This window comes from Nocardia sp. NPDC050713 (genome assembly GCF_040654315.1).
Classification (GTDB): Bacteria; Actinomycetota; Actinomycetes; order Mycobacteriales; family Mycobacteriaceae; genus Nocardia.
Map to the genome: position 1 here is coordinate 15411 of NZ_JBFAHS010000007.1, position 16198 is coordinate 31608.

General features: G+C 69.5%; 14 protein-coding genes. 6 read left to right on the plus strand and 8 right to left on the minus strand.

The features are described from left to right. Positions 1–165: 165 nt before the first annotated feature. From AB0H49_RS15240 to AB0H49_RS15255, 4 genes are all read right to left on the minus strand, one after another. Positions 166–654 (minus strand): FBP domain-containing protein, encoded by a 489-nt coding sequence (locus AB0H49_RS15240; RefSeq protein WP_357251593.1) that lies wholly within the window; start codon positions 652–654, stop codon positions 166–168. Positions 655–875: 221 nt separating this feature from the next. Then, positions 876–1595 (minus strand): ESX secretion-associated protein EspG, encoded by a 720-nt coding sequence (locus tag AB0H49_RS15245; protein WP_357251596.1) that lies wholly within the window; start codon positions 1593–1595, stop codon positions 876–878. Then, positions 1592–2176, minus strand: coding sequence for a hypothetical protein (locus tag AB0H49_RS15250; protein WP_357251599.1), 585 nt, complete (start codon positions 2174–2176; stop codon positions 1592–1594). Before AB0H49_RS15250 ends, AB0H49_RS15245 begins: the two co-directional genes overlap by 4 nt. After that, entirely contained in the window at positions 2173–2541 is a 369-nt protein-coding gene (locus AB0H49_RS15255) for a hypothetical protein (RefSeq protein WP_355000870.1), read from the minus strand. Before AB0H49_RS15255 ends, AB0H49_RS15250 begins: the two co-directional genes overlap by 4 nt. A gap of 181 nt (positions 2542–2722) precedes the next feature. On the opposite strand from AB0H49_RS15255, the gene AB0H49_RS15260 reads away from it, so the two are divergent. Beyond that, positions 2723–3115, plus strand: coding sequence for a DUF1801 domain-containing protein (locus AB0H49_RS15260; protein WP_357251602.1), 393 nt, complete (start codon positions 2723–2725; stop codon positions 3113–3115). A gap of 3 nt (positions 3116–3118) precedes the next feature. On the opposite strand, the gene AB0H49_RS15265 is transcribed toward AB0H49_RS15260, so the two are convergent. Further along, entirely contained in the window at positions 3119–4363 is a 1245-nt protein-coding gene (locus AB0H49_RS15265; RefSeq protein ID WP_357251605.1) for a serine hydrolase domain-containing protein, read from the minus strand. A gap of 378 nt (positions 4364–4741) precedes the next feature. Here AB0H49_RS15265 and AB0H49_RS15270 point away from each other — a divergent pair, with 378 nt between their 5' ends. Together AB0H49_RS15270 and AB0H49_RS15275 are read left to right on the plus strand one after the other, a co-directional pair. Next, a complete protein-coding gene (locus AB0H49_RS15270) occupies positions 4742–4963 on the plus strand; it encodes a hypothetical protein (protein ID WP_357251608.1) in 222 nt (73 codons plus the stop codon). Positions 4964–4985: 22 nt separating this feature from the next. Beyond that, on the plus strand, positions 4986–5492 hold the full coding sequence (locus AB0H49_RS15275) for a hypothetical protein (RefSeq protein ID WP_357251611.1): 507 nt from the start codon (positions 4986–4988) through the stop codon (positions 5490–5492). 447 nt (positions 5493–5939) lie between these two features. Here AB0H49_RS15275 and AB0H49_RS15280 read toward each other — a convergent pair whose 3' ends face one another. The 3 genes from AB0H49_RS15280 to AB0H49_RS15290 form a co-directional block, all read right to left on the minus strand. Then, entirely contained in the window at positions 5940–8618 is a 2679-nt protein-coding gene (locus tag AB0H49_RS15280) for a polynucleotide kinase-phosphatase (protein WP_357251614.1), read from the minus strand. Next, positions 8615–10435 (minus strand): 3' terminal RNA ribose 2'-O-methyltransferase Hen1, encoded by a 1821-nt coding sequence (locus AB0H49_RS15285; protein WP_357251617.1) that lies wholly within the window; start codon positions 10433–10435, stop codon positions 8615–8617. The genes AB0H49_RS15280 and AB0H49_RS15285 overlap by 4 nt, the downstream gene beginning before the upstream one ends. Before the next feature lie 79 nt (positions 10436–10514). Further along, complete coding sequence (locus AB0H49_RS15290) at positions 10515–12989, minus strand: phosphoketolase family protein (protein ID WP_357251620.1); 2475 nt, start codon at positions 12987–12989, stop codon at positions 10515–10517. Positions 12990–13225: 236 nt separating this feature from the next. Between AB0H49_RS15290 and AB0H49_RS15295 the strand changes: the two genes are divergently transcribed. From AB0H49_RS15295 to AB0H49_RS15305, 3 genes are all read left to right on the plus strand, one after another. Beyond that, positions 13226–13783, plus strand: a complete 558-nt coding sequence (locus AB0H49_RS15295) for an FKBP-type peptidyl-prolyl cis-trans isomerase (protein WP_355000862.1) — start codon at positions 13226–13228, stop codon at positions 13781–13783. A 149-nt stretch (positions 13784–13932) separates the two neighbouring features. After that, the gene (gene tig / locus AB0H49_RS15300) at positions 13933–15294 is read left to right on the plus strand and encodes a trigger factor (RefSeq protein WP_355000861.1); all 1362 of its coding nucleotides are present in this window, start codon (positions 13933–13935) and stop codon (positions 15292–15294) included. Positions 15295–15591: 297 nt separating this feature from the next. After that, positions 15592–16179, plus strand: coding sequence for an ATP-dependent Clp protease proteolytic subunit (locus AB0H49_RS15305; RefSeq protein ID WP_355000860.1), 588 nt, complete (start codon positions 15592–15594; stop codon positions 16177–16179). The last annotated feature ends 19 nt before the right edge of the window (positions 16180–16198 follow it).

Genomic DNA, 16198 nt, shown 5'->3' on the forward strand with positions numbered 1-16198 from the left:
CTCTCCGGACGGGGCGGGCCGGGTGGGTCGGCGCGTCTCGACCGGAGAGGAATCCCGGGCATCCCGAGTCCCGTTGGGGGAGAGGGGACTCGGGTGCTGTCGGGATGCGGGGTGTCGAGTGTCGGCACATGGCATCTACCTCCTTTCGAACGGGCTATGGGTGGGTCAGCTGTAGAGCCTGGTGAGGAAGGCGTTCATGTTGTCGCGGACCCGGTCGATCTTTTCCTCGAGCGTGAGGTCCTCGCGATAGCGGCTGCCGAGGGCGGGGCGCTTCTTGCCGCGCGCGTACAGCGAGCAGGCCAGATCGGTGCACATGTAGGTGCCGATCGAGTTGCCGCGGCGACCGGAATCGCCCGCCTTGTGCGCGGTCATCAGGACCACGTCACCGCCGGTGTGCGTGGTCAGACAGAGCGCGCACAGCTGCGGCTTGCCGGTCCCGCCGGTCTCGTAGCGCAACGCGACCCCGACCAGCCGTTCGTCCTGTGGCACCACGAGGTAGCAGCGGCCCGGCAGCGACGGATCTCCCCAGCCGAGGAAATCCAGATCGTCCCATGGCCGCTCCGCGAGGTCGCGTGGCACGGTCAGCCGCTTGGCGTCTCCCTTGGAACAGTTGACGAACGACGACCTGATATCGCGTTCGGTGACAGGTTTCATGACAGTGTCGACTCCTTCCGGTCGATGGTGGACAAACCGACGCGACGTTACGGACCCCGCCACCGTGGAACAACGGATTTTTGCGTCCACGGCCGCTGCTGACGCGCGCAGTCGACCGACCGGACTCGGCTTCGACGTCCCGAGCTGAGGCTCCGCGCGACCGGAAATTAGAAGGCTGGGACGGGGTTTGCTGGGAGGCGGACTTGTCAGCGCATCCACCGTCAGCGGATGGCGGCCAAGCGGGTGAGATGGGTGGCGAGTGCGGGGTCGGTGACCGGTGCCAGGGTCAGATCGGTGGTGGTCGTCAGTAGGTAGCGTCCGTCGTCGGTGAAGTCCAGCCACGTGCGGTGGCGGGTCGGCGGTGACATCGGGTCTTCCGGTGCGACGGTGACGGTGATGAAGCCGCGCGCGTCGATCGGCCGGTGCAGGGTCTCGCGGAGCGCGGCGGCGCGCAGCGCGGCCTCGGATTGCTGCTGCCAGAGGTGGGGATCTTCGTGCAGGACGGCCTCGCGTGGTTCACGCATCGGCGCGAGGCGGCCGGGGGGAGCCGAGCCCATGGCGGCCACCAGGTGATGGGCGACTTTCTTTGCGTGGCAGGCGATCACGCTGACGTCGCAGGGCCCCGCGACGATCACCGTTCCCCACACGAGGTGGGTGGCGCCGAAGGCGAGGATGGGCTCGTCGGCGCGCCCGTCCTGGACGTAGCGGTCGCCGGAGACCGTGATGGTGGTGACGTCACCGCGGGCGCAGAGGGTGAGCGCGCCGGTCAGGTCGGGATCCGCGTTGCGGGGGAAGCGTTTGGCGAGTTTCAGCTTGTCCCAGTCGTTTTCACTGCGGACAGTGCCGCGGTGGGCCATGTTGATCGGGTAGGGGCGGCGATCGAGGCCGGTTTCGACCGACCACACGTAGGTGAACTCGTCCGGCGTGAAGACCCACTTCACCGCGCGCCCTCGCCGCTCGGTTCGGGTGTGCCGAAGACGGGCACCGCGTCGCCGGAGGCGACGAGGGTGGAGTTGTAGCCGAAGGTCAGCGTGTCCTGCGCGTCGGCGAGCGCCTCGGCGGCGGCGATGTCGTGTGCCATCTTGCGCGGACCGCCCTCGATCGCCTCGAGCACCGGGTCCAGATTCGGCACGTAGGGTTCGGGCGGCGGCGGAATGGCATCGCGGATCGCTTGGGCCGCAGTCGAGTTCGATTCCATCAACCGGTGCAGTTCGGCGCAGACGTCGCGCACGGTCGCGCCCGCGCGGAGGAAACGCTCGGTCGATTCGCGCGCGGCCGTCGCCGCTTCGCCGTGCCATTCCGCGAACTCGCGGCGCACCGCGGCCGCGAACGCCGCGAACAACTCGTCGAGCGCCTCGGCTCCGGCCTGCCAGCCCTCGGCGATGCGGCCCAGCTCGGCGGGACGCAACGCCTCGTGCACGAGTTCCCAGATCTCACGGTGGGTGTAGGCGTCGAAGGATTCCCGATCGGTGACGTACGGCGGGTCGGTCGCCGCGTCGACGGCGTCGGGCGCGCTGGTCACGCGCCCTCGTCCAGGCGGTCGGCGGCCAGTTCCAGCGCCGCGCGCTGGGCGGCGTCGGCCTCGGACACCAACTGCCCGGCCGCCAGATATCCGGCCTTGTAGCGCAGGGCCGCTTCTTGTAGCGCGGTCAGCGTGTCCGCGAATTCCTGCCCTTTGGCCGCGAATCCGCGGGTCAGCGCGACTCCTGAGGGCAGATCGGGAAAACCGCTCACCTCGCCGAGATCGGTGCCGCGCAGCTGGCGCAATCCGTCGATGAGCGCGTCGCAGGCAGACGCCAGTCGCAGCGCCGTCTGTTCCGACATGCGCAGCTCACCGGTCAGCGCGGCATCGAACACTCCGGCGGCCCGTGCCTGTTCCGGTTGCACTGGAATCGGCCCCCTCGCTCTCCCTCGGCACGACGGTCGTGAGCAAGGCAGCCTATCAGCGCTCGAGCGCGCCTTTCCGGTGAATCGTGCACGGTTCGTGGATCGCACAGCGTCGTCGGTGAGGGCTTGTGCTCCGATCCGAACACTGTCCTCGGACCGGTATCTGTGCCACGATCGGCACATGCCGTATGTGGCCGACCCACGCGTCGACGCCTACATCGACGCCCTGCCCGCGTGGCAGCAGGCGATCTGCCGCGAGGTTCGCGACCTGGTGCACGCCGCCGACCCCGAGGTCGAGGAGACCATCAAGCGCACCGTCCAGCCGTACTTCGTGCTCGACGGCAATATCTGCGCGCTGCTCGCCGCGAAGACGCACGTCAACGTGTTCCTCTACGACGGAGGCATCGTCCCCGACCCCGAGGGCATCATCACCGGCGGGCACGACAACAAGACCGCGCGCACCGTGGCCATTCGCGAGGGCGAGACCGTCAATGCCCGCGCCCTTTCGGCCATGTTCCGCCAGATCATCGCCGACAACCGCGCGGGCGGATGGCGAAAACTGAAGGGGCGCTGATTTTCAGCTGGCCGCTGCTTCCGGCTCGACCGGGATCGGCGCTTGGCCGCGGGCGGCGCGGGCGATGCGCTCGGCGCGGGCGGCGAGCATCGGCAGCCTGGCGTCGCCGACCGACATGGCGTGGTTGCCGAGACGATTGGTGACGAAGGCGACGGAGAGGCCGAGTTCGGGGAACGCGATGCCGCCCGATCCGCCGATCCCGAAGTGCCCCAACGCCCTTCGGGTGATGCGCGGACCGACGATGGCGCGGTGGTAGCCGAGCGCGAAGTGCGGCGCCGCGCCGAGCACGTAGTCGAAGCGGCCGTTGGGCGGCATCTCCGCGATGCGCCGGGTCGTCTCGGCGCGCAGCAGTCGGCGGCCGCTCACCATGCCGTCGTTGGCGATCGCGCCGTACATCTTGGCCAGCGCGCGGGCGGTGAACACCCCGTTCCAGCCGGGCATCATCGCGTCGTAGGGCCGGGTGCCGATCGACATGTCGGCCCAGCCGTCGTAGACCGCGCCGCGGGCGGCATACACCAGTTGCAGCGGTGCGAAGGGCGCGATCAGCCGGTCGATCGGAACCCTGGCGACGCCGATCCGCGGTGACAGCGTCGCCAGCCGGTGCCGCTCGTGTTGCGGAACGCCGTAGAAGAAGTCGCGCTCGCCTAGCGGTTCGGCGAGTTCGGAGCGGACCAGATCGGTGAAGTCGCGACCGGTCGCGCGCTGGGCGATCTCGGCCACCAGGGTGCCGAAGGTGATGGCGTGGTAACCGGATGCGCGTAGCCGCAACGGATCCGGCGCGGACGCGGCCATCGCGGCGGAGACCGCGTCGTGGTCCAGGAAGTCGTGCGGGTCGGGCAGCAAGCCGCGGATGCGCTGGAGACCCGCGCGGTGGTTCAGTACATCGCGCAGGGTGATGTCCGCCTTGCCGTTGGCGGCGAAATCCGACCAGTAGTCGGCGACCGGGGCGTCGACGTCGAGCAGTCCGCGATCGATGAGCCGATGGGCGACGGTGGCCGCCACACCCTTGCCGGTCGAGTACGACAGCGCCATGGAGTCCGCGCGCCACGGCCGGTCGCGGTCCGCCCAGCCCGCCCACACATCGAGCACCGGTTTGCCGTTCAGATAGACCGCGAGCGCGCCGCCGCCCTGGCTCTTGCGACGGAACATGCCGAAGAACTTCGAGGCCAGCCCGGTGAAGCGGTCGTCGATCAGCATCGTCCGGGTGTCGGACTCTCGAGCCTGCCCGTTGTCGAGGGGTGCAGTCATGGTCAGACTCCTTTGTCTGTCGGCTGCGCGCGGCCGAACCGCGCAGGCGGGCTGCTTACTCTTGCAAGCGCCCTGCTAGCAGACTGTAACGGCCGTCACGATCCGTCCGCAACGGTCGTTCCCACTGGGTGGGGAGTACCCAGCGTCAACCTTTCGATGCCTCAGCACTTCTCACTCCGGGCACGCGGCGGCGCGAGAACCCCCACGACCTGCGCCGATCGTCGGATGCCGCCCAGCTGCCAAGCGACTATCGGCGTCGAAGCCGGGACGCGAAGGGCCATCGAGCCGCTCTGAAAGTCCTCTGGACGCCGTCCGCCCCCGATCGCGTACAGCGGTCGAGAACGAAGGTCGGCACGCCGGTAACGCCCCGAGTTCACGGTGAACTCCTCCGGCCTCGACCGGGCTCCCTGCCGCCCCGAGCCTTCTCAATACAAAGACGCCACCGACCGGCACGCCACCGACCGGCGCGGCATCGACCGGCGCGGCATCGACCGGCGCGGCATCGACCGGCACGCCACCGACCGGCACGCCACCGACCGGCGCGGCATCGACGAGCGTGGTGCCGAGGCGCGCTGCACCGGCCAGCGCCGCGCGGATTAGCGCGGCACCCGATTGGCGCGACATGACCATCGCGGCGCGGATTAGCGCGGCGCGGATTTGCGCGGCACCGACGAGGACGGCACCCGGCCAGCGTGGTGCCGACAAGCGTGGTGCCGAGGAGCGTGGCGTCGACAGGCGGGGCACCGGCCAGCGCGGTACCGATGAGCGCGGCATTTGCCAGCGCGGCGTCGACCAGCGCGGCGCGGATTTGCGCGACACCCGATTAGCGCGACACCGAGGAGAACGGCCTCCGGACAGCGTGGCGTCGACCAGCGTGGCGTCGACCGGTATGGCGTCGACCGGGCGCGGCCTCGACCAGCGGGGCATCGACCGCGCAGCATCGACCGGCTCTGTACCGGCCAGCGCGGGGCGGATTAGCGCGGCACCGACGAGGACGGCGCCCGGCCAGCATGGTGCCGATGAGCATGGCATCGACCGGCGGGGCACCGGCCAGCGCGGTATCGATGAGCGCGCCGGCGACCGGCTCGGTACCGGCCAGCGCGGCGCCGACCGGCGGCGTACCGGCTAGCGCGGCATCGACCGGCGGGACACCGGGGCGCGGCATCGAAGAGCGCGGCGCCGACCGGCACGGCACCGGCCAGGATGGCGCCGACCTGCGCGGCACCGGCCAGCATGGCACCGACCGGCGCGGCGCCGACCGCAAGATCAGGGGATCCGTACCCGTTGTCCTGGGTTCGGCCCGCGCGTCGTCGGTGAACTCTCGCCAGCGTCCAGCAGGTGATCGCGGGGTCGATTGGCGCGCCTGCGGCCTGGCGGACCGACGTGGCGGCATCCAGCAGTTGCGCTTCCTTCCGCTGCGCACGCCGTCCGACGGCCTCGACGAGGCGATGCTGCCCAACGCTGCGCCCGCGGGACCGGGTCGGCTCGGTCGTGCGCACGGTCGAGCCGACCAAGCCGCCGGAGGTCTTCTACGAGGTCACCGGGTGGAGCCGTTCACGGCGCCGGGCACCGCCGTTCACAGGCGCGGGTCGACGGGCTCCGATTCGAGGGCCAGCACCGCGAACACCGCCTCGTGCACCCGCCACAGCGGCTCGCCCGCGACGAACCGGTCCAGCGCCTCCAATCCGAGCGCGTACTCGCGCAGCGCCATCGACCGCTTGCGCCCGAGACCGCGGGTGCGCAGGCGGTGAAGGTTGGGCTCGCGCAGGTACTCCGGGCCGTAGATGATCCGAAGGTACTCGGGTCCACGGCATTTCACGCCCGGCTGAACCAGGCGGGCCGACTCGTCTCGGTTCGGAGTGCTGGCCGTGTCCGAAGTGTCCGGTGCCGAACCGCTTCCCTCGGGACCACGCTCATCGTCGGTACCGGGACGGTCGACCGACCGGCTTCGGACGAGGGAACCGAGCGGCTTCACGACCATGCCTTCGCCGCCCGCGATGGTGAGTTCGGTCCACCACGCCGTCGCGGCCGCTTCGCTGTCGGCATCGGCGAGATCCACCACTATCCGGCGCGTCGGCGTGAACAGTTCCGGATCGGCGGCGACCAGGCGATCGATCACCGCCAGGTGCCAGGCGTGGTCGCGGGTGGCGTGGTTGACGCCCTCGGTGGCGAGCAGTTGGAACGGCGCGAGACGCAGCCCGGCAAGACCGTCGGTCGTCCAGCAGTAGCGGCCGTAGGCGGTGGTGAAGGCCGCGGCGTCCGCGCGCCGCGCCGCGGTGCGCTCGGCCAGCTGGGTGACGTCCTGGCCGCGCGTGGCGACCGCCGCCAGCACCGCCGCGGTGTCGTCCAGCGCGGCCTTCGCCGCGGCGCCGACGGCCGCGTACTGGTTGCGCAGCAGGCCGACGGCCTTCGCCGACCACGGCAGCAGCTCCGTGTCCAGCAGCAGCCACTCGCTGCGTAGTTCCTCGAACAGACCCGCGGTCTCGGCCGCCGCGCGGACTCGCGCGAGCAATGTCTCGGTCTGGGCGGGGTCGTCGAAGAACGGGCGCCCGGTGCGCGTGTAGATCGCGCCCGTGCCGTCGTCCTCGACGCCGAAACGGTCCCGCGCGACCGCCGCCGAGCGGGTCACCAGGACGACGGCTCGCGAGCCCATGTGCTTCTCCTCGCACACGACCCGGTCCACCCCTTCGCCCCGGTAGTAGGCGAATGCCTCGGCCGGGTGCTCGAGGTAGCCGTCGAGCGACGAGGTCGCACACGGCGCCATCGTCGGAGGCAGGTACACCAGCCAGCGCGGATCGATCGCGAAGCGGCTCATCACCTCCAGGGCAGCCCCGGCGTTCTCCTCCTGCACGCCGACGCGGCCGTGGTGGCGGGTGTGCACCACACGGCGTCCCAGCACGTCGTCTAGATCCAGCACGCCCGGATCGCGGTGCACCACGGCCGCGGTGGTGTCGGTCGTGGTGGCTACGGCAGGCGCGAGCGGGCGTACCGGCTCGTACCAAACCTGTTCGGCAGGAACGGATACCGGCTCGCGCTCGGGGTAGCGCAGCGCCGTGAGGCGACCGCCGAACACCACGCCGGTGTCCAGGCAGAGCGTGTTGTTCACCCACCGCAGCTCGGTCACCGGGGTGTGGCCGTACAGCACGGTGGCCCGGCCGCGGTAGTCCGAGGCCCACGGGTAGCGCACCGGCAGACCGTATTCGTCCGTCTCGCCAGTCGATTCGCCGTACATGGCGAACGCGCGGACCCGGCCGGACGCGCGGCCGTGGTACTCCTCCTTCAGCCCGGCGTGCGCTACGACGAGGTTGCCACCGTCGAGCACGTAATGACTGATCAGTCCGCGGCAGAAGTCGAGCGTCGCCTTGCGAAAATCCTCGTCCTCCGCCTCGAGCTGGCTCAGCGATTCGGCAAGGCCGTGCCCGATCCTGACCTTCTTGCCGTCCAGCGCGCGAACAAGCTTGTGTTCGTGATTTCCGGTGACACACAGCGCCGTTCCCGCGGCGACCATACCCATCACCAGCCGCAGCACGCCCGGGGTATCCGGGCCGCGGTCGACCAGGTCGCCGACGAACACCGCGGTGCGCCCGCGCGGATGACGCGCGCCGACCGCACGCCCGGCCTCGTCACGCTCCAGCGCGTACCCGAGCTCGCCGAGCAGCGTCTCCAGTTCGGCGCGGCAGCCGTGCACGTCGCCGATCACGTCGAACGGTCCGGTGAGTTCGCGCTTGTCGTTCCACGCCTTCTCGTCGACGAGGGTCGCGCCCTCGATCTCCTCTGTCCCGCGCAACACGTACACCTTGCGGAAACCCTCGCGCTCCAGTCCGCGCAGGCCGCGGCGCAGCTCCCGCTGCTGGCGATGCACCACGTGCGCGGCGAGATGCGAACGGTCGGGACGCAGCGCATTGCGTTGCAGGCACACCGCATCCGGCACGTCGAGCACGATGGCGACCGGTAGCACGTCGTTGGCGCGCGCCACCGCGACCAGTTCCTGACGCGCCCGCGGCTGCACATTCGTCGCGTCGATCACCGTGCGCAAGCCGCGGCGCAGCCGGATGCCCGCGATGTGGTGCAGCAGCGCGAAGGCGTCCGGTGTGGCCGACTGGTCGTTCTCGTCGTCGCTGACGATGCCGCGGCAGGCATCGGAGGAGACCACGGCCGTGGCCGGAAAGTGCTTGCGCGCGAAGGTCGACTTGCCCGAGCCGGTGCTGCCGATGAGCACGACGAGCGAGAGTTCAGGGATGGACAGTTCGGTCATCGTACGGCTCCTTTCGTGTCTTCACCGGTGGGCCGGGGTCCGTCGGCCCTGGTGAACAGCGCCAGCTGTGTGGGCGCACCGAGCTCGGGGTGCTCGGCGCCCACGGGGCGCAGCTGAACGCGGTACCCGTTGCGCTGCGCGACGCCGGTCGCCCAGGCGGCGAATTCGGCGCGGGTCCACTCGAACCGGTGGTCGTCGTGGCGGAACTCGCCCGCGGGCAAGGTCTCGTAGGTCGCGTTGTACTCCGAGTTCGGTGTCGTCACCACGACGGAACCGGGTGTGGCCGTGGCGAATACGGCGTGCTCGAGCGCGCCGAGGCGCGGCGGGTCGACGTGCTCGATCACTTCCATCAGCACCGCCGCGTCGTAGCCGCGCAGGCGAGCGTCGGTGTAGGTGAGCGCTCCCTGGAGCAACGTGAGCCTGCGTGCGACACGCTCCGGCATGCGGTCCAGCCGCAGCTTGCGCTTGGCGATGTGCAGCGCCCGTGTCGACACGTCGACGCCGACGATCTCGGTGAACATCGGGTCCGCCAACAGCTCTCGCAGCAGCGCGCCCTCGCCGCACCCGAGATCGAGCACCCGCTGCGCCCCGATCTCACCCAGCGCGGCGAGCACCGCCGCCCGCCGCTGCACCGCCAGTGACGGCGTACGGGTTTCGTCGGTGCGTCGCTCGCCCGCCGAGTCGACGGCAGACGCGCCCGCAGCGGCATCAGTCAGTGCAGGTTCACCCGTATGCGGCGCCACCGCGCGCGTGTCGGCCCGCATTCCGTCGGATGCGGCGTCGTCCGGCGACGAGCGAGGAGCCTCGGCCGCATCGAGCAGGGCGATCTGTGTCGTCGAGCCGAGCCCCCGTGAACCCGTGGAGTCCGCGGTCTGGCCCGAGATCGAACTGTCCGCATGCGAAGACGCGGCGCTACCGACGTGCACAGCAGTGTCAAATGCCCCGGAGGCGTTGTCGCCCAAGGCATTCGCGCCGTCGACATAGTCCTCCACCGCGCCGAGATCGTCCGGATCGGCCTCGTCGATCTCCGCCAGACGCGCCAGTGCGGTGCGAACGAGCGACTGACGCCGGGCCAGGTAGCGACGGGCGATCCACCCGCGTTCCGGGTGCTCGGCCAACCACCCGTCGCCCGCACGGATCAGCTTGTCGACCTCGTCGGCGGCCATCCAGTAGTGCTTGGCTCCGTCGAGGACGGGCAGCAGAACGTACAGGTGTGAGAGGGCGTCGGCCAGTCGCATCTCACCGGTGAGCGCCAACCGCAGGTAGTGCGAATCGCCCCACTCCGGAAAAGCCGGATCGAGCGGGAGCGGCGTGGTCGAGACACGCCAGCCGAGCGGCGCGAACACCCGCTCCGCGGCCTCGGCACCGCCCTTGCACGGCACCGCGGGCAATTCGATCCGTAACGGCAGCTCGGCGACCGCGAGTTCCGGACGCGCTTTGCACTGCCCGTGCAGCGCCGTGCGGAACACCGCGCCGATCGCCACGGACAGCAGTGACGACGCCGCGTACGGCCGGTCGTTGACGTACTGACCGAGGCTGAAATCCGGTGTGCTACGCGAACGTCCGCGCACCAGGCGGATCGGGTCCACCTCGAGAACCAACGCCGCCGTACAGCGCGCCGGATCCGCCTCCGGATACACCACGTGCGCCGTGCCGTAGGACTGCTCGAACGCCTGCACCCGCTCGGGGTTTTTGTGCAGCAGGAACCCGAGGTCGGTCGCGGGCCAGTCCGCGCCCTCCGGTCGCGTGCAGGTGATCGTCAGCAGCATGCTGCGATCGTCGCCGACCCACCCCATGGCCGCAAGGAAGTTTTCCACAGCGACGATGAACTTCCATATGGCACAAACCATTCGGGCGCCGATATGTGAACAACCGGCTGTCGCTCCCGCCGCGCGGCTAGCCTGAGAGGCTGACTTCGGGCCAGCTCCACTCCGCGACGCACGGGATGTCGGCGCCGTACTCCCTGGTCCACGCGCGCGCCTGCCAGCGGGCGTCGACCATCTCCTGGCGCAGCCCGGCGGCCTTCTCGCGCAGGTCGGGCACCCGGTCGATGACGTCCATGACGAGGTGGTACCGGTCCAGGTCGTTGAGCATCACCATGTCGAAAGGCGTTGTGGTGGTGCCCTCTTCCTTGTAGCCGCGGACGTGTATCTCATCGTGGTTGGTGCGCCGGTAGGTCAGCCGGTGAACCAGCCACGGGTAGCCGTGGAAGGCGAAGATCACCGGGCGATTCCTGGTGAACAGCGTGTCGAACTCGCTGTCGGGTAGGCCGTGCGGGTGCTCTTCCGCAGGCAGCAGCCGCATCAGATCCACCACGTTGACCACGCGAACTCGCAAGTCCGGCAACCGATCACGGAGTATCGCCGCGGCGGCCAAAGTCTCCAGCGTCGGCACGTCGCCCGCGCACGCCAGCACGACATCCGGTGTGCTGCCGACAGCGTCGTTGTTGCCAGCCCACTCCCAAATGCCAAGGCCTCGTGCGCAGTGCACCGCCGCTTCGGTGACCGAGAGCCAATCCTCCTGCGGCTGCTTGCCCGCCACCACCACGTTGACGTAGTGCCGCGAGCGCAGGCAGTGGTCGTACACCGAGAGCAGGGTGTTGGCGTCCGGCGGCAGATACACCCGCACGATCTCGGGCTTCTTGTTCAGCACCACGTCCAGGAAGCCGGGATCCTGATGGGTGAACCCGTTGTGGTCCTGCCGCCAGACGTGCGAGGACAGCAGATAGTTCAGGCTGGCGATGGGCCGCCGCCATGACACCGCCGCGCTGGCGTCCAGCCATTTGGCGTGCTGGTTGAACATCGCGTCGACGATGTGGATGAACGCCTCGTAGCAGGTGAACACCCCGTGCCTGCCGGTCAGCAGATAGCCCTCGAGCAGGCCCTGGCACATGTGCTCGGAAAGTACCTCGATCACCCGGCCGGTGCGGTCCAGCGCGACGTCGTATTCACCGATCTCGGCCTGCCAGTCGCGTCCGGTGACCTCCAGGATGTCCTGGAGCCGGTTGCTGGCCAGCTCGTCGGGCGCGAAGGTGAGGAAGTTGTCCGGGTTGCGCCGGGTCACCTCACGCAGCCAGCCGCCGAGCACCCGGGTGGCCTCGTGTTTCGTGCCGCCGGGCGCGTCCACCTCGACGCCGAAATCGCGCCAGTCCGGCAGAAGCAGATCGCGAACGAGCATGCCGCCGTTGGCCACCGGGTTCGCGCTCATCCGCCGATCACCCGCGGGCACCTGGTCGAGCAGTTCCGGCACCGGCTGTCCCGCCTCGTCGAACAGTTCCTCCGGGCGATACGAGCGCAGCCATTGCTCGAGCACCTCGCGATGCGAATCGTTGTTCCGCGCGGCGGGCAGCGGCACCTGATGGGCGCGGAAAGTGCCCTCGACCGGGTCGCCGTCCACCAACGGAGGACAGGTCCAGCCCTTCGGGGTGCGCAACACGATCATCGGCCAGTTCGCGGGCGCGCCGTCGGCGCCGGACCTGGCGGCGCGCTGAATCCGGTCGATCCGATCGAGGCAGCCGTCGACAGCACCCGCCATCGCCTGGTGCACCGTCGCCGGATCGTCGCCCGCCACGACGATCGGTTCGTAGCCGTATCCGCGCAGCAACTCGATGAGTTCGTGCTCCGGAATCCGCGCGAGGATGGTCGGGTTGGCGATCTTGTACTGGTTGAGCGCCAGGATCGGCAGCACCGCGCCGTCGCGTCCGGGGTTGAGGAACTTGTTGGCGTGCCAGCTGCCTGCCAGCGGTCCGGTTTCGGCCTCGCCGTCGCCGATCACACAGAAGACGATCAGGTCGGGATTGTCGAGCGCGGCGCCGTAGGCGTGCAGCAGGGAATAGCCCAGCTCGCCACCCTCGTGGAAGGAGCCGGGTGTCTCGGGCGCGCAGTGACTCGGCACCCCGCCGGGGAAGGAGAACTGGGCGAACAGCGCGCCCATCCCCGCGCCGTCGCGCGGAATGTGGCTGTACAGCTCGGAATACGTACCCTCCAGCCAGGCGCACGCGTTCGGGCCGGGACCGCCGTGACCGGGACCGGCGACGAACACCGCGTCGAGCTCGCGGCGACGGATCGCCCGGTTGGCGTGCGCCCACACCAGATTGAGCCCGGGAACCGTGCCGAAGTGCCCGAGCAGCCGAGGCTTGATGTGCTCGGGACGCAACGGTTCGCGCAGCAGCGGGTTCTGCATCAGATAGATCTGGCCGACGGACAGATAGTTCGCCGCGCGCCACCAGGCGTCGATCGCGGTCAGCTCCGCGCGATCCAGCGGCCCGGACGCCTCGCTCAGCCGATAGGGCCTGGGCGCGATGGAAACGCCGCTTCGCGCGCCGACATTGTCCGCCGAGGTGTCGCCCCCGGCACTGGCCATCTGCGTCATCCGCCGACTCTCCTCACGGTCGCTGGGAAATCCGCTTCACCGGCCGCATTACCCGTTTACGGGCGGCGACACCCCGAGATTGCCGGAAACCGCCACTGGACGCACGGGCACTGTGTCGTCGCTGCGCGCGCGGGCGCTGTGTCGTCGTGCGCCCGCGGACGCTGGGGCGTCGCTGGGCGCGCGGGTGCCGGGTCGTCGCTAGGCGCGCGGGCGCTGGTTGGTCTAGGGTCCGCCGCATGCACACACTCGGCAGGATCATCGGTGTCGGGGCCATCGCCGCGGCCGCGTTCACGCTGGCCGCCTGCGGCTCCGACGACAAGGACACCGCCGCCACCGCGACGGCCACCACCACCAGCCCCGCCGCCGCGCAGGCCAAGCACGGCAGGGAATGCACGGCCGAGGACATCGGGGTGACGGGCGGCTTCGGCGAGACGCCGACCGTGACCATCCCCGGTGACTGCGACCCGCCCACCCAGCTGATCGTCAAGGATCTGGTCGCGGGTAGCGGCCCCGGCGCGGTGGCCGACCAGCCGCTCACCATGAACTACGTGCTGGTGACCTGGTCGGACAAGAAGAAGCTGGACAGCTCGTTCGATCGCGGCAAGCCCTTCCAGCTGAACCTCGGCGCCGGTGAGGTCATCCCCGGCTGGGACCAGGGCCTCGTCGGTGTCCAGCAGGGCGCGCGCAGGCTGCTGATCATCCCGCCGAACCTGGGCTACGGCGCGGGCAGCGGCGGCATCAAGCCCAACGAGACGCTGGTCTTCGTCACCGACGCGGTCGCCGTCGGCAACTGAACGCAGCCGGTCGCGGCGCCGCGGGGTGCGCCGCGCCGTGACCGATTGCAGGCGCCGACGGCCGGTCAACTAACCTGGTCGGGATGCGTACGCGCACCCCCGCTGGAGTCGCGCCAACCCGAACGAACAACGAACCAAGGAGCATGTCCGTGAAGAGCACCGTCGAGCAGCTGAGCCCGACCCGGGTCCGGATCAATGTCGAGGTGCCCTTCGAGGAACTGAAGCCGGACTTCGACCGCGCCTACAAGGCCCTCGCCAAGCAGGTCCGCATCCCCGGCTTCCGCCCGGGCAAGGCGCCCGCCAAGCTCCTCGAAGCCCGCCTCGGCCGCGGCGCCGTCCTCGAGCAGGTCGTCAACGACGTGCTGCCCGGCCGCTACAGCGAGGCCGTCACCACCGCCGAGGTGAAGGTCATCGGCCAGCCCGACATCGAGATCACCAAGATCGAGGACGGCCAGGAGCTCGCGTTCACCGCCGAGGTCGACGTGCGCCCCGAGATCGCGCTGCCCAGCTACGAGGAGATCGAGGTCACCGTCGACGCGTTCAGCATCGGCGACGAGGACATCGAGGAGCAGCTCACCTCGCTGCGCCAGCGCTTCGGCACCCTGACCGGCGTGGAGCGTCCGGTCCAGGACGGCGACTTCGTCTCCATCGATCTCGCCGCCAGCGTGGACGGTGAGGAGGTGGCCGACGCCGCCACCACCGGCCTGTCCCACGAGGTCGGCTCGGGCCAGCTCATCGAGGGCCTCGACGAGGCGATCGTCGGTCTGTCGGCCGGTGAGTCCAAGGAGTTCACCTCGACGCTGGTCGCGGGCGAGCACGCGGGCAAGGAAGCCGTCATCACGGTGACCGTGCAGTCGGTGAAGGAGCGCGAGCTGCCGGAGGCCGACGACGAGTTCGCCCAGCTCGCTTCGGAGTTCGACACCCTCGACGAGCTCAAGGAAGACCTGAAGAGCCGGGTCGAGCGGGTCAAGAAGGTGCAGCAGGCGGGCGAGATCCGCGACAAGGTCCTGGAGACCCTGCTGGAGACGACCGAGATTCCGCTGCCGGAGAAGGTCGTGCAGGCCGAGATCGACGCAGTGGTGCACGACGCCGTGCACGGCTTCGACCACGACGAGGCCAAGCTGGCCGAGGCGCTCGAGGCGCAGGGCTCCAGCCGCGAGGAGTTCGACAAGGACACCAAGGAGGCCGCCGAGAAGTCGGTGAAGACCCAGCTGCTGCTGGACGCCATCGCCGAGGCGGAGAACACCCAGGTCGGCCAGGAGGAGCTCACCGAGCGGATCCTGTTCCAGTCGCAGCGCTACGGCCTGTCCCCGGAGCAGTTCATCCAGCAGGTGCAGCAGGCCGGTCAGCTCGGCGCGGTGTTCGCCGACGTGCGCCGCGGCAAGGCGCTGGCCGGTGTCGTCGGCAAGGTGAAGGTCACCGACTCCGAGGGCAACGCCGTGGACACCGCCGAAATGTTCGGCGCGCCCGCGGATTCCGCCGACGAGACCGAGGCCGAGAGCGCCGAGTAGATCTGTGAAACACCAGCGCGAGACACGACCGTGTGATGTTGTGATTGCGCTGTGAGCGAGCGTAGCGAGTGAACAAGAGTCACAACGCGCCCTCGTACACAGCGCGACCGAGCACGAACGTAATTGCGCTGTGAGCGAAGAAAGGGCGGTACCGGGAGTTCGGTGCCGCCCTGCTTCGTTAATGTTTGTGGCAACGAACCAGTGATGGCTGTGTGGCACTCAGCGCTGTTCAGCTTGCAGTGACAAGCCGGTGAGAAGAGAAGGCAGGTATCCGTGACAATCAACCAGGCAGGGGTCATGACATCCGCGACTGCTGGTCTCAACCTCAGTGATTCGGTGTACGAGCGCCTGCTGCGGGAGCGCATCATCTTCCTCGGCAGCCAGGTCGACGACGACATCGCGAACAAGCTGTGCGCGCAGATCCTGCTGCTTACGGCGGAGGATCCGACCAAGGACATCGCGCTCTACATCAACTCGCCCGGCGGCTCGGTGACCGCTGGCATGGCCATCTACGACACCATGCAGCTGTCCGAGTGCGACATCGCCACCTATGGCCTGGGTCTGGCGGCATCGATGGGCCAGTTCCTGCTGACCGCGGGCACCAAGGGCAAGCGCTACGCGCTGCCGCACGCGCGGATCATGATGCACCAGCCCTCGGCGGGCATCGGCGGTTCCGCGGCCGACATCGCGATCATGGCCGAGCAGTTCGCCCACACCAAGCGCGAGCTCAACGAGCTCCAGGCGCTGCACACCGGCAAGTCGGTGGAGCAGGTCACCGCCGACGCCGACCGCGACCGCTGGTTCACGGCGAAGGATGCCCTCGAGTACGGGTTCATCGACCACGTGATCAGCCACGCCAAGCAGGCCAACGGCGCGGCCAAGTGAGCGGCGGCCGGACCTGGTT

What these genes read in the sequence shown, in the direction of transcription:
- AB0H49_RS15240 (WP_357251593.1), bottom strand. Translation starts at nt 654, where the DNA reads ATGAAACCTGTCACCGAACGCGATATCAGGTCGTCGTTCGTCAACTGT.
- AB0H49_RS15260 (WP_357251602.1), top strand. Translation starts at nt 2,723, where the DNA reads ATGCCGTATGTGGCCGACCCACGCGTCGACGCCTACATCGACGCCCTG.
- AB0H49_RS15265 (WP_357251605.1), bottom strand. Translation starts at nt 4,363, where the DNA reads ATGACTGCACCCCTCGACAACGGGCAGGCTCGAGAGTCCGACACCCGG.
- AB0H49_RS15275 (WP_357251611.1), top strand. Translation starts at nt 4,986, where the DNA reads ATGACCATCGCGGCGCGGATTAGCGCGGCGCGGATTTGCGCGGCACCG.
- AB0H49_RS15280 (WP_357251614.1), bottom strand. Translation starts at nt 8,618, where the DNA reads ATGACCGAACTGTCCATCCCTGAACTCTCGCTCGTCGTGCTCATCGGC.
- AB0H49_RS15290 (WP_357251620.1), bottom strand. Translation starts at nt 12,989, where the DNA reads ATGACGCAGATGGCCAGTGCCGGGGGCGACACCTCGGCGGACAATGTC.
- AB0H49_RS15295 (WP_355000862.1), top strand. Translation starts at nt 13,226, where the DNA reads ATGCACACACTCGGCAGGATCATCGGTGTCGGGGCCATCGCCGCGGCC.
- AB0H49_RS15305 (WP_355000860.1), top strand. Translation starts at nt 15,592, where the DNA reads ATGACATCCGCGACTGCTGGTCTCAACCTCAGTGATTCGGTGTACGAG.